Origin of the sequence: Streptomyces sp. NBC_01016 (genome assembly GCF_026341035.1) — a bacterium.
Classification (GTDB): Bacteria; Actinomycetota; Actinomycetes; order Streptomycetales; family Streptomycetaceae; genus Streptomyces.
Genome location: NZ_JAPEOQ010000001.1, coordinates 2,811,620 through 2,824,194 on the forward strand (window position 1 = coordinate 2,811,620; position 12,575 = coordinate 2,824,194).

13 protein-coding genes are annotated in these 12,575 nt (G+C 70.8%); 4 read left to right on the forward strand and 9 right to left on the reverse strand.

Annotated features, from left to right (window positions below):
- Window positions 1-19 precede the first annotated feature (19 nt).
- The 7 genes from OG746_RS13170 to OG746_RS13200 form a co-directional block, all read right to left on the reverse strand.
- Window positions 20-688, reverse strand: a complete 669-nt coding sequence (locus OG746_RS13170; protein ID WP_266714710.1) for an LAETG motif-containing sortase-dependent surface protein — start codon at window positions 686-688, stop codon at window positions 20-22.
- A 127-nt stretch (window positions 689-815) separates the two neighbouring features.
- Complete coding sequence (locus OG746_RS13175; RefSeq protein ID WP_266714712.1) at window positions 816-1,958, reverse strand: LOG family protein; 1,143 nt, start codon at window positions 1,956-1,958, stop codon at window positions 816-818.
- A 71-nt stretch (window positions 1,959-2,029) separates the two neighbouring features.
- A complete protein-coding gene (locus tag OG746_RS13180) occupies window positions 2,030-2,443 on the reverse strand; it encodes a VOC family protein (RefSeq protein ID WP_266714714.1) in 414 nt (137 codons plus the stop codon).
- Between the two features lie 77 nt (window positions 2,444-2,520).
- On the reverse strand, window positions 2,521-3,690 hold the full coding sequence (locus OG746_RS13185; protein ID WP_266714716.1) for a hypothetical protein: 1,170 nt from the start codon (window positions 3,688-3,690) through the stop codon (window positions 2,521-2,523).
- Entirely contained in the window at window positions 3,672-4,424 is a 753-nt protein-coding gene (locus OG746_RS13190) for an ABC transporter ATP-binding protein (RefSeq protein WP_266714718.1), read from the reverse strand. The genes OG746_RS13185 and OG746_RS13190 overlap by 19 nt, the downstream gene beginning before the upstream one ends.
- A 241-nt stretch (window positions 4,425-4,665) precedes the next feature.
- Window positions 4,666-6,045 carry an aspartate aminotransferase family protein gene (locus tag OG746_RS13195; protein WP_266714720.1) on the reverse strand — a complete coding sequence of 460 codons (1,380 nt, stop codon included), beginning with the start codon at window positions 6,043-6,045 and terminating at the stop codon, window positions 4,666-4,668.
- Complete coding sequence (locus OG746_RS13200; protein WP_266714722.1) at window positions 6,030-6,545, reverse strand: Lrp/AsnC family transcriptional regulator; 516 nt, start codon at window positions 6,543-6,545, stop codon at window positions 6,030-6,032. Before OG746_RS13200 ends, OG746_RS13195 begins: the two co-directional genes overlap by 16 nt.
- Before the next feature lie 166 nt (window positions 6,546-6,711).
- Here OG746_RS13200 and OG746_RS13205 point away from each other — a divergent pair, with 166 nt between their 5' ends.
- From OG746_RS13205 to OG746_RS13220, 4 genes are all read left to right on the forward strand, one after another.
- A complete protein-coding gene (locus OG746_RS13205; protein WP_266714724.1) occupies window positions 6,712-8,163 on the forward strand; it encodes a gamma-aminobutyraldehyde dehydrogenase in 1,452 nt (483 codons plus the stop codon).
- Complete coding sequence (locus tag OG746_RS13210; RefSeq protein WP_266714726.1) at window positions 8,160-8,672, forward strand: DUF1990 domain-containing protein; 513 nt, start codon at window positions 8,160-8,162, stop codon at window positions 8,670-8,672. The genes OG746_RS13205 and OG746_RS13210 overlap by 4 nt, the downstream gene beginning before the upstream one ends.
- A 102-nt stretch (window positions 8,673-8,774) precedes the next feature.
- Window positions 8,775-9,977: an ABC transporter substrate-binding protein gene (locus OG746_RS13215; protein WP_266714728.1), complete on the forward strand. Its 1,203-nt coding sequence runs from the start codon at window positions 8,775-8,777 to the stop codon at window positions 9,975-9,977.
- A 64-nt stretch (window positions 9,978-10,041) separates the two neighbouring features.
- Window positions 10,042-10,584, forward strand: coding sequence for an HXXEE domain-containing protein (locus OG746_RS13220; RefSeq protein WP_266714730.1), 543 nt, complete (start codon window positions 10,042-10,044; stop codon window positions 10,582-10,584).
- On the opposite strand, the gene OG746_RS13225 is transcribed toward OG746_RS13220, so the two are convergent.
- A complete protein-coding gene (locus OG746_RS13225; protein WP_266714732.1) occupies window positions 10,568-11,710 on the reverse strand; it encodes a serine hydrolase domain-containing protein in 1,143 nt (380 codons plus the stop codon). The two genes, OG746_RS13220 and OG746_RS13225, sit on opposite strands and share 17 nt — an antisense overlap.
- Before the next feature lie 133 nt (window positions 11,711-11,843).
- Window positions 11,844-12,527: a glycerophosphodiester phosphodiesterase gene (locus OG746_RS13230; RefSeq protein ID WP_266714734.1), complete on the reverse strand. Its 684-nt coding sequence runs from the start codon at window positions 12,525-12,527 to the stop codon at window positions 11,844-11,846.
- Window positions 12,528-12,575: the final 48 nt, after the last annotated feature.

A 12,575-nucleotide genomic window follows, 5' to 3' on the forward strand; every position in this document is an offset into this window, starting at 1 on the left:
GACGGCGCCCACCCGGCGACTACTTCTGCGTGGAGCCCTTGCGGCGCAGTGCGAAGACCACGCCGCCGCCCGCGACGACCAGGAGGGCCGCGATGCCCGCGATCATCGGGGTGTTGCTGCTGGAGCCGGTCTCGGCGAGGTTCGAATCACCCGCGGGGGAGGCCGAGTTGCTCGGGGCGGGGGCCGCCGCCGGGGCACTCGTGGACGGGGTCGGCTTCTCGGCCGGGGCCGAGGTGCTGGGCGCCGCGGACGTCGGAGGCGTCGACGGCTTCTCGGTGGCGCACGCCGTGGCCGGGGCGGTGACGCCGCCGGGGATGTCCTTGTCGACGTTGAACCGGTCGGTCTTCACGTGGACGCGGTAGGTCGCGCCCGGCTTCCAGGCCTCCTTGAAGGTGATCGTGGCACCTTCCTTGGCGCCCTTCACGACCTGGGAGCCGACCTGCGCCTCGGAGCCGCCGGACGTACGGAAGACGGTGACTGTCGCCGGGGTGCCGGAGGTGTCCACGTCGGTGACGGTGATGACGCCCTGCTGGCCGTCGCAGCCGGCCTTGGCGGTGAACTCGCTGATGTCGCACGCCGAAGCGGTGCCTGCGACGCCGAGCGTCAGGGCCGTCGCGGCGGCGGCCACGCCGGCGAAGCGGGCCGCTCTGGAGGAGATGCGCGGAGATATGCGGGGGGCTACGGACACAGCTGTCCTTCACATGTGCTGGGAGAGAGGGGCGCGGCACGGTGCGAACGCACCTCGAAGCTCAACACCCCCACGGTCACCGATGGTTTATCGGTGACCGTGACGCAGCGTCAATGCCTTGAGGTCCTCACCGGTCACTCTTGACCGGCGCTTGACCGAGTGACCGACCGAGCCGTTCGATCGCCTCGCCCGCCTCATCGGCCGTGTCCACCAGCGCGATCCGGTCCTCCATGGACCGCTCGCGGGCGAGCGCCTGCAACAGCGGCCAGGTGGGAAGGCGTTCGGTCCAGTGGGCGCGGTCGACCAGGACCATCGGGGTCGGTTCGCCGCGGGACTCGTAGTAGTTGGGCGTCGCGTTGTCGAAGATCTCCTGCACCGTGCCCGCCGCGCCCGGCAGGAAGATCACGCCCGCGTTGGAGCGGGCCAGCAGGCCGTCCTCGCGCGTGGCGTTGGCGAAGTACTTGGCGATGTGCTCCGCGAACGCGTTCGGCGGCTCGTGCCCGTAGAACCAGGTGGGGATGCCCACGGAAGGGCCGCCGCCCGGCCAGCGCTCCCGCACGGCGAAGGCCGCGTCCGCCCAGTCGGTGATCGACGGGGTGAACGAAGGTGACTTGGCGAGGAGTTGGAGCGCGTCGTCGAGCATCGGGTCGGCGAACGGCGCCGCGTACGCGCCCAGGTTCGCGGCCTCCATCGCCCCGGGGCCGCCGCCCGTCGCCACCGTGAGGCCCGCGCGGGCCAGCGTCCGGCCGAGCCGTGCGGCGCCCGCGTACGCCTCCGTGCCGCGCGCCATCGCGTGACCGCCCATGACGCCCACCACCCGGGCCCCGACGAGGAGTTCGTCGAGCGCGTCGGAGACCGAGTCGTCGTGCACGGCGCGCAGCATCGACGCGAACACGTCGCCGTCGGTCTTGGTGCGCTGGAACCATTCGTACGCGCGGGCGTCGGGAGTGGCCGCGTAGCCGCCCTCGGAGGACAGGCCCTCGAAGAGCTCGGCGGGGGCGTAGAGGCGGCCGCGGTAGGGGTCGAAGGGGAGGCCGGGGACCGGCGGGAAGACCAGCGCGCCGCGCGCCCTGACCTCGGCTGCGGCCCGCTCGTCCATCGGGCAGCCGAGGAATATGGCGCCCTCGACATCGGTGGCGAGGAGCCGCGTCGTACGGTCCGTCAGGTCGACGGCCTGCACCCGGTGCCCGGCCAGCGTGTCGCGCGCGGCCACCACCTCGTCGAACTCCGCGAGCGTCTCGATCTCGCGGTCGGAGGTGGTGGCAGGCACGGACGGTTCGGGGGAATGATCTGGAGTCGGCACCCGCCCATGCTAAACACGGGCGGGCGCCCGGGCGTTGGTCAGCCCTCGACGACCGACGGGTCCATCCACATGACCTCGAAGGTGTGCCCGTCGATGTCGTCGAAGGCCCGCCCGTACATGAAGCCGTGGTCCTGCTTCTCGCCGGTCTCGGTGCCGCCCGCGGCGATCGCCCGGTCGACGAGCTCGTCGACCGATCCCCGGCTCTCGGCGCTCAGGGCCAGCAGCGTCTCGCTGTTCTTCGTGGAGTCGATGATCGTCTTCTTGGTGAAGCCCGCGTACTTCTCCTTCGTGAGCAGCATGATCACGATGTGCTCGCTGATCACGATGGAGCTGGTGGAGTCGTCCGAGAACTGGGCGTTGCGCTCGTACCCCAGCTCCGTGAAGAACTTGGTGGACGCCGCCACGTCGTTCACGGCCAGGTTCACGAAGATCATCTGCTGGTACTCGCTCATGATGTGTCCGTCGCCTTCTCGGAGAAGTGAGGTGGTGTGGTGCGTACGAACATGTAGACGGCCAGTGTCGTCAAAACTCATCGCGCCGTCAGCGGTGCCGCCGAAAGTTCCGCGACGAGCCAGGTCAGCGGCCCGAACACGACCAGCAGGGCGCAGGCCCTGAGCGCCACCGCCCCGCGCAGCGCCGTGGCGGGCGCGCCGATCCGCAGCAGCGCCTGCGTCGTGTGCCGCCGCGCCTGGCGGGCCTCGAAGGACGCGGTCACCAGCGTCGCCACGGCGCAGCCCACGACCAGCACCGCGCCGAGCGTCGCCAGCGGCCCGACGCCGGCCGCCGACCCCTCGCGCTCGCCGTACACCGTGGCCGCCGCGTACGCCCCCGACGCCACCGCGCAGACCACGCCGAGCGGACGGCCGACGCGTCGCGCCTCCTCCTGGAGCACCCGGCCCGCGAGCAGCCGCACCGCCGAGGGGCGTACGGACTGCAGCGCGCGCCCGCACAGATACGTGAGCCCGGGACCGGCGAGCGCCAGGCCGAGCGCGGTCAGCGTCCACCCGGCGAGCACGCCGGTGGGGCTGCCGGTGAGGCCGCCGGGCAGCCGGGAGCCCGCGGCGCCGCGCGCGCTCGCCGCGTACGTCTCCACGGCCAGGCCCGCGGCGAGCAGCGCGAAGCCCCACGGCAGTCCGGTCGGAGCGGCCGCCGGCTCATGGGGTTCCTCGGTGCCCCTGACGGGCCGGGCGAGCTGAGGGCGCAGCGCGAGGGCGCTCGCCGCGGACGCCGCGAGCGGCACCCAGGTCAGCAGGGTGAGCGTGGCGGCGAGCGGAAGGGGCCGGTCGGCGGCGAGCAGTCCGCTGGCCGCGCCGTCGAACGGAAGGCCGGAGAGGTCGCCCCGCAGATGCAGGAAGAACAGCAGCGCCAGCATCGAGCCGAGCGTGCAGGCGATCGCCGTGGAGATCGCGGCGAGCAGGGTGAGGCGGGCCGGGCCGAGGCCCACGGCGGACAGGCCGGCGCGCGGCTGCGTGCCGGGGTCGGAGCGGGCAACGGCGACCGCGAAGTACACCGTCGCGGCGATCGGCAGCGCGCACCAGGCGAGGCGCAGCAGGGAGTTGGCCGCGGTCTCCGGGTGCCCGAGCGCGTGGCCGAGCGTGCACAGGAGCAGAAAGCCGGTGCCGGCCGATGCGGCGGCGACCAGGAGTCTGCGCAGCTGGACCAGGGGGTGCGCGCCGCGCGCTAGACGGAGAGCGAGCACGCGGCCCGGCCTTCCGCTTCGGGGGCCTTCTCGGGCAGCGGCACGGTGTGCACGCGGCGCCCGTCGAGCAGCGACTCCGTGCGGTCGGCGAGCGCGCCCACCGCGGAGTCGTGGGTGGCGAGGACGACCGTGATGTCGTGCGAGCGGGCCGCGGCGGTGAGGGTGCGCATGATGTGGGCGCTGTCGGCGCGGTGCAGGGTCGCGGTCGGCTCGTCGGCGAACACCACGTGCGGGGCGTGCGCGAGGGCGCGGGCGATGGAGACGCGCTGGCGCTCGGCCACGGACAGGGCGTGCGGGCGCTTGCGGGCGAGGCGGCCGACGTCGAGCCGGTCGAGCCACTCGTGGGCGGCGGTCTTGGCGGGGCGCCGGGGGGTGCCGCGCAGCATCAGCGGCAGGGCGGCGTTCTCCCACACATTCAGCTCGGGCACGAGGACCGGCTCGGGGTCGATCCAGCCGAACCGGTCGCGGCGCAGCCGCTCGCGGACCAGCGGGCCCATCGTGTGCACGGGCGTGCTGTTGAACCACACCTCGCCCTGCTGCGGCAGGAGCTGACCGGAGAGGCAGCGCAGCAGCGTCGTCTTCCCGCTGCCGCGCGGCCCGGTGACGGCGAGGATCTCGCCCTCGCGGACACCGAGCGAGACACCGGTGAGCGCGGGGGAGCCGCTGTCCGATCCGCTGTGCGCAAAGTGCAGGGCACGCGCCCACAGCACGTCGTTGTCCGGCGGGGCCACCATGACGTACACCTCGGTTCTGATCAGTTGCCTTCCCCCTATCGGGGGAACGAAGGCGGGGCCGATCGGTCACTGGGCACCGTAAGGACGCGCGGACGCGGGCCGGAGAAGGGCACGGCCCGGTTGCCTCCCATCTCACTCGGATGGGTGCAACCGGGCCGTTTATCAAGCCAGTTGGCGTTCCGTGGCCGCGCTGGCTCAGACCTTGGACCGGGCCGGGACCAGGTCCCGGCTCAGGCCTGGATCAGATCTTCTCCCAGGCCTCCGTGAGGACCTGTCGGATGATCCCTTCGATCTCGTCGAAGGTGGACTGGTCGGAGACCAGCGGCGGGGAGAGCTGGATGACCGGGTCGCCACGGTCGTCGGCGCGGCAGTACAGGCCGTACTCGAAGAGCTTCTTCGACACGTAGCCGTACAGGATCCGCTCGGACTCCTCGTCCGTGAAGGTCTCCTTGGTGGCCTTGTCCTTCACGAGCTCGATGCCGTAGAAGAAGCCGTTGCCGCGGACGTCGCCGACGATCGGCAGGTCGTTCAGCTTCTGCAGCGTGTTGAGGAAGTTCGCCTCGTTGTCCAGCACGTGCTGGTTGAGGCCCTCGCGCTCGAAGATGTCCAGGTTCGCGAGACCCACGGCGGCGGAGACCGGGTGGCCACCGAACGTGTAGCCGTGCAGGAACGTGTTGTCGCCCTTGTAGAACGGCTCGGCGATCCGGTCGGAGACGATGGCCGCACCGATCGGGGAGTAGCCGGACGTCATGCCCTTGGCGCAGGTGATGATGTCCGGGATGTAGCCGAACTTGTCACAGGCGAACATCGTGCCGAGGCGGCCGAAGGCGCAGATGACCTCGTCGGAGACGAGCAGCACGTCGTACTTGTCGCAGATCTCGCGCACGCGCTGGAAGTAGCCGGGCGGCGGCGGGAAGCAGCCACCGGCGTTCTGCACCGGCTCGAGGAAGACGGCCGCGACCGTCTCCGGGCCCTCGAACTGGATCTCCTGCTCGATCTGGTCGGCGGCCCAGCGGCCGAAGGCCTCCGGGTCGTCGCCGTGGATCGGGGCGCGGTAGATGTTCGTGTTCGGCACCTTGTGCGCGCCCGGGACGAGCGGCTCGAAGGGGGCCTTGAGGGCCGGCAGACCCGTGATGGACAGGGCGCCCTGCGGGGTGCCGTGGTAGGCGACCGCGCGCGAGATGACCTTGTACTTCGTGTGGTTGCCGTTGAGCTTGTGGTACTGCTTCGCCAGCTTCCACGCGGTCTCGACGGCCTCGCCGCCACCGGTGGTGAAGAAGACCTTGTTGAGGTCGCCCGGCGCGTAGTGGGCCAGGCGCTCGGCCAGCTCCACGGCCTTGGGGTGGGCGTACGACCAGATCGGGAAGAACGCCAGCTCGGCCGCCTGCTTGGCGGCGACCTCGGCGAGCTCCTGACGGCCGTGACCTGCCTGGACCACGAACAGGCCGGAGAGGCCGTCCAGGTACTTCTGGCCCTTGTCGTCGTAGATGTAGGTGCCCTCGCCACGCACGATGGTGGGAACGGGCGCGTTCTCGTACGACGACATGCGGGTGAAGTGCATCCACAGGTGGTCGTACGCGGTTCGGCTGAGGTCCTTGCTCACGGCTATCGGGTTCCCCACATATAGGTCTGCTTCTTGAGCTTCAGGTAAACGAAGCTCTCGGTGGAGCGCACTCCGGGGAGGGCCCGGATGCGTCGGTTGATGACCTCCAGAAGGTGGTCGTCGTCCTCGCAGACGATCTCCACCATCAGGTCGAACGAGCCCGCGGTCATCACGACGTACTCGCACTCCGGCATGTCGGTGAGCGCGTCCGCCACGGGATCCAGGTCGCCCTCGACGTTGATGCCGACCATCGCCTGCCGCCTGAAGCCCACGGTGAGCGGGTCGGTGACGGCGACGATCTGCATCACGCCCTGATCGAGGAGCTTCTGGACGCGCTGGCGCACGGCCGCCTCGGACAGGCCCACGGCCTTTCCTATGGCGGCGTACGGACGCCTGCCGTCCTCCTGAAGCTGTTCGATGATGGCGAGGGAGACGGAGTCGAGCGGCGGATTGCTGCCGTTCCTCGAACTGGGTCCCTTGGGGTCTGCGCTACGACTGGCCACGGCCTCACTGTGCACGAGGACTCATCCGTTTCGCAAGCCCGGATCGATGAAATTCGTTGTTTGCGAGGTTCAACCTCACGGATTCCGTAGTTCAACAGGGGTAGGGGGTGTCGAAAACGTCGGTCCACCGTCTAGGGTGGGCGTCTCAATCTTTGGACAGCGAACAGTCAGGAGGCCGGCAGTGAGCACGAGTGAGCTGGGACGGCTGCGTAAGCTACGTAACTTTGTCGCCGGTGAGTTCAAGGACGCCGCCGACGGACGGACCACCGAGGTGGTCAACCCCGCCACGGGCGAGGCGTACGCGACCGCGCCGCTGTCCGGGCAGGCCGACGTCGACGCCGCGATGGCCGCCGCCGAGGCCGCGTTCCCGGCCTGGCGCGACCTGGTCCCGGGTGAGCGCCAGAAGTACCTCCTGAAGATCGCGGACGCGTTCGAGGAGCGCGCCGAGGAGCTCATCGCCGTCGAGTCGGAGAACTGTGGGAAGCCGCTCGGGCTCACCCGCAGCGAAGAGATCCCGATGATGCTCGACCAGATCCGCTTCTTCGCGGGCGCCGCGCGCATGCTCGAGGGGCGCTCCGGCGGCGAGTACATGGAGGGCCTGACCTCCTTCGTACGCCGGGAGCCGATCGGCGTCTGCGCGCAGGTCGCGCCGTGGAACTACCCGATGATGATGGGCGTGTGGAAGTTCGCGCCCGCACTCGCCGCGGGCAACACGGTCGTCCTCAAGCCGTCCGACACCACCCCGGCCTCCACGGTCCTGATGGCCGAGATCATCGGCTCGATCGTGCCCAAGGGCGTCTTCAACGTGGTGTGCGGCGACCGCGACACCGGCCGCTCGATGGTCGAGCACAAGACCCCGGCGATGGCCTCCATCACCGGTTCCGTGCGCGCCGGCATGCAGGTCGCCGAGTCCGCCGCCAAGGACCTCAAGCGGGTCCACCTGGAGCTGGGCGGCAAGGCCCCGGTCGTCGTCTTCGAGGACGCCGACCTCGCGAAGGCCGCCGAGGGCATCGCCGAGGCCGGGTACTTCAACGCCGGCCAGGACTGCACCGCGGCCACCCGCGTTCTCGTTCACGAGTCGGTGCACGACGAGTTCGTCACCGCGCTCGCCAAGATCGCCGCCGAGACGAAGACCGGCGCGGCCGACGACGAGGACGTGCTGTACGGCCCGCTGAACAACGCCAACCAGCTGAAGCAGGTCACCGGCTTCATCGAGCGGCTCCCGGCGCACGCCAAGGTCGAGGCCGGCGGCCACCAGGTGGGCGAGAAGGGCTACTTCTACGCCCCGACCGTCGTCTCGGGCCTCAAGCAGGACGACGAGATCATCCAGAACGAGGTCTTCGGCCCGGTCATCACCGTCCAGTCCTTCACGGACGAGGAGCAGGCGGTGTCCTACGCCAACGGCGTCGAGTACGCGCTGGCCTCCTCGGTCTGGACGAAGGACCACGGCCGCGCGATGCGGATGTCCAAGGTCCTCGACTTCGGCTGCGTGTGGATCAACACCCACATCCCGCTCGTCGCCGAGATGCCGCACGGCGGCTTCAAGAAGTCGGGCTACGGCAAGGACCTGTCGGCGTACGGCTTCGACGACTACACGCGGATCAAGCACGTGATGACGTCGCTGGACGCGTGAGCCTACGGGTGAAACTGCGGGTGGACCTCACCTACAGCGAGGTCGGCCCGACCCTGGCGGCAAGCGAACTGCCGCCGGGGTACGCTCACATGGACCGCCGTGTCCGGATCGGCTCGGGGCAGGAGTGCTTCGAGCGGGCCGGTGCGGCGGTCCTCGCGTGGGGCGCGCAGCGCGGGGCCGGGCTCCAGGTGACGCCGGACGGCGATGTCCGGGAGGGCGCGGACGTGGTGCTGCGGGCGCTGTTCCTGCGGATTCCCTGCCGGGTCGTACGGGTCGTGCGCGAACCGTCGTGCGTCGGATTCGCCTACGGGACGCTGCCGGGGCATCCGGAGTGCGGCGAGGAGGCGTTCCTCGTCGAGCGGGCGGCGGACGGGGCCGTGTGGTTCCGGATCCGGGCGTTCTCGCGGCCGGGGCGGTGGTACGCGCGGCTCGGCGGGCCGGTGGCGCGGGGCGTGCAGAAGTGGGTGACCGGTCGGTATCTGCGGGCCGTCGCGGACGCGGCCGGGTGAGCGGGTCGGGTGCGCGCGGATCGACAAGGTGTCGGCCCCGGACCCCGGCGCTCGACGCAGCGTCCATTGTGGCGTCAAGTCCCGGGGCGGGAGGCTGAGTTCGTGCGAGCGAACCCGATAACCCACCAGGTCAACCGTCGTTCCCTGCTGCGCGCCCTGGGCGGTGGTGCCGCGGCCGCGGCGGTCGGCGGCCTCGCCACCGGCTGCGGGGTGCCCGCCGCGTACGTCTCGCCGGGGGAGCGGGCAGGACACGACCTGTCCGCCGACGAGAAGCGGCTCACCTGGGCCAACTGGCCGCTCTACATCGACGTCGACGACGACAACCCGTCGAAGCGGCCCACCCTCGACGCGTTCGAGAAGCGGACCGGGATCCAGGTCAAGTACACCGAAGAGATCAACGACAACGACGAGTTCTTCGGCAAGATCAGCCCGTCGCTGATGAACCACCAGAAGACCGACCGCGACCTCATCGTCATCTCCGACTGGATGTGCTCGCGCTTCGTGCGCCTCGGCTGGGTCCAGGAGATGGACCGGGCCCGGCAGCCCCACGTCACCAAGTACCTCGACCCGCTGCTGCGTTCGCCCGCCTTCGACCCGGGCCGCAAGTACACCGTGCCGTGGCAGTCCGGCATCACCGGCATCGCGTACGACAGGCGCAGGCTGGGCCGCGAGATCAAACACGTCTCCGACCTGTGGGCGGACGACCTCGCCGGGCGGGTCACCCTCCTCTCCGGCCTCGACGAGTCCTTCGCCCTCCTCATGCAGGGCAACGGCGTCGACATCACCAAGTGGACCGGCGCCGACTTCGACAAGGTCTGCGACCAGGTCGAGAAGCTGGTGAAGGCGAAGCACATCCGCCGCTTCACCGGCAACGACTACATCAAGGACCTCTCCAGCGGCGACGTCCTCGCCTGCCAGGCGTACAGCGGCGACGTCATCCAGCTCCAGGCCGACAACCCGGACATCGAGTTCGTCGTGCCCGAGGAGGGCGCCGAGCTCTGGGCCGAGTCCCTGATGATCCCCGACCTCGCCGACCACAAGGCCAACGCCGAGCGCCTGGTCGACTACTACTACCAGCCGGAGGTCGCGGCGGAGCTCGCCGCGTGGGTCAACTACGTCTGCCCGGTCCCGGCGGCCCGCGACGTGCTCGCCTCCTCCAAGGACAAGGAGACCGCCGAACTCGCGGAGGACCCACTGATCTTCCCCGACGACCGGATGCGCTCACGGCTCGCGATCGCCCGTGACATCAGGCCGGCGGAGCGGACCGAGTTCTCGAAGCGGTGGAACAGGATCGCGGGGCTGTGAGACGCGACGAGTGTCACAACGAGGCTTCCAAGAAGCCGAGTTGAGGCCGTCATAGGCTGTGGCCATGACCGCTGATGACCAGTCGTCCGTCGGAGCCGCGGTGACCCTGGGGCTCTTCGCCGCCTGGGCGCTGCACGACACCGAAGAGGTACTCACCGCTCCGCGCTGGATCCGGAAGAACGTGCCGGAGTTGCGTGAGCGGTGGCCGGGTGTGCCCGAGCGGGTGTGGCGGGGCATGGAGGGCGTCGACGAGCGGGAGTTCACGGCCGCCGTCGGTGTCATGGCCGGGATCGTCGGCGCGGGGGCCGTCGCCGGCTGGGCCAGTGGTGGCCGCAGCGCCACGTATCAGGCCATGCTGAACGGGTTCGGGGCGCACGGGCTGCTGCACATCGGCCAGGCCGTCGCCGTGCGCGGGTACACCCCGGGCGTCGCGACCTCGCCGTTGCTCGTCGTGCCGTTCGCCCTGTGGGCGCGGGGGCGGCTGAAGAAGGCCGGGGTGCTGCGGCCGGGCCGGGCCCGTGACGTCGTCGCCGGGGTCGCCTGGGCGGCCGTGGCGACGGCCGTGTCGCACGGGGTGGCGCACCGGTTGGTCAGGCCGCGTTCCTGACCGAGGCCAAGACGATGCGCTGGGCGACGGGGTTCATCTCCTCGCCCTTCGCGTCCGTGGCGTTGACCGAGTAGACGACCGTCCGGGACAGGTCACAGGAGGCGGCGATCCCGGTGCTGTAGCCGTACCGCGAACCGGACTTGCCCCAGTACACGCGGCCGTCGATCTCGATCTTCTGGAGGCCTGCGCTCATCGTGGCGCCGTCGACGCCGGCCGGTAGCGTGAACATCTCCTTGAGCTGCGGCGCGGGCACGACCCTGCCCCGGAAGAGGGCGGTGAGCAGCCGCTCCAGGTCGGCGGTCGTGGAGATCATGTCGCCCGCCGCCGACCGGTCGGCCTGCACCCACTCCGTCACGTCGACGAACTCCCCGTCGACCAGCTGGTATCCGCGGTTGTGCGGGCCGTGGACGCGTGGGTCGGTGCCGGGGAAGTACGTGTGTCGCATGCCTGCCGGGCGCAGTACGAGGCGGGTTGCTGCTTCTGTGTAGGAGTCGCCCGTGACCTTTTCCACGAGCAGGCCGAGCAGGGTGTAGTTGATGTTCAGGTACTGCTGGCGTGTGCCAGGCGTGAACGCGGGGTCCTTGGCGAGCGCCGAAGCGGCGACCTGCGTGGGCGTGACGACGTCGAAGCGGTGCGCGTACTGGTCCGCGAACGCGTCGCCCCAGCCGTCACCGGCCGGGATTCCACTGGTGTGGTTGAGCAACTGCCGGACGGAGACGGGTTGTTCGAAGTTCGTGCCGCGGAAGAGGGCGGGGAGGTAGCGCTGCACCGGTGCGTCCAGGTCGACGTCTCCGTCGGCGGCGAGGCGCAGCACTGTCGCCGCCGTGACCACCTTCGTGGTGGAGCCCGCCCGGAACTCCGCGTGCTCCAGGGCCTTCGCGCCCTTGCGCAGGTCCCGTACGCCCGCGGTCCCGTGCCAGGAACCGCCGGTGCCGCCGACCCGGACGAGGGCCGTGGTGGCGTCGGCGTCCGGCAGGCCCGCGAGCGCCTCGGCCAGCGCCTTCGCGTCGGGGGCGCCAGGGGCCTGCGCCACCACGGCCTGCGCCGGGACGGCCGCGGCGAGCGGCACGGCGACGGCACCGAGTGCGAGGGCGGTGGACAGGGCGAGGGCGAGTCGACGCTTCAAAGCTGCCTCCTGGCAAGGGAGTTGGCCCGGTCGGGCCGACACGGACCATCCTCGGTTCAGGTCGGCCGCGGCAGCTCGTCGCACGGGATGATCTCGACCCTGGCGCGCGGCCCCGTCGTCCCCTAGGGGGCGGCTACTCGTATGCGCGCAGCGACGTCAGGACGTCGACCCGGTTCGTCGTGATCGAGTCCACGCCGATGTCGAGCAGGCGGCGCATCGAGCGCTTCGTGTCCGGGGTCCACGCCGACAGCAGGTAACCGTCGTGGTGGACGCGGGTCGCCAGGTCCCGGGTCACCAGCGGGAAGCGGTAGTTGAGCCAGCGGGGCGTGAGGGCCGCGAGGAGGGCGGGGCGGGGCGGGGCCAGCGAGGTCCAGGTGAGCGCGATCTCGGCGGAGGGGGAGGCGGCGCGCACCTTGAGCATCGTCTCGGCGCCCGCGCAGTAGTAGACCCGGTCCTCCGCGTCGCAGTCGCGGACGGCGCCGACGACGGTACGTACTGAACGCGCGTCCGCGCCCGGCAGGTCGATCATGACGCGGGCGTCCCGGCACGTCTCCAGGGCGTCCGCCAGTGTGGGCACGCCGTCCTCCGTCAGCCCGCGCACCTCGTCGGAGGAGAGCGCGGACAGCGGACGCTCGTGGTCCCACAGGCGCTCCAGCGTGGAGTCGTGGAGCAGGACCGGGACGGCGTCCCGCGTCAGTCGTACGTCGATCTCCACCGCGTCCGCTCCCCGTTCCAGCGCGGAGCGCAAGGAGGGGAGGGTGTTCTCGCGGACGCGGTAGGGGTCGCCTCGGTGGGCCACGGCAGTCACGGTGCGCATGGCCACCATTGTGGCCTTGAGCGGGAGTGGGTGGGCGCCACCCGGCGA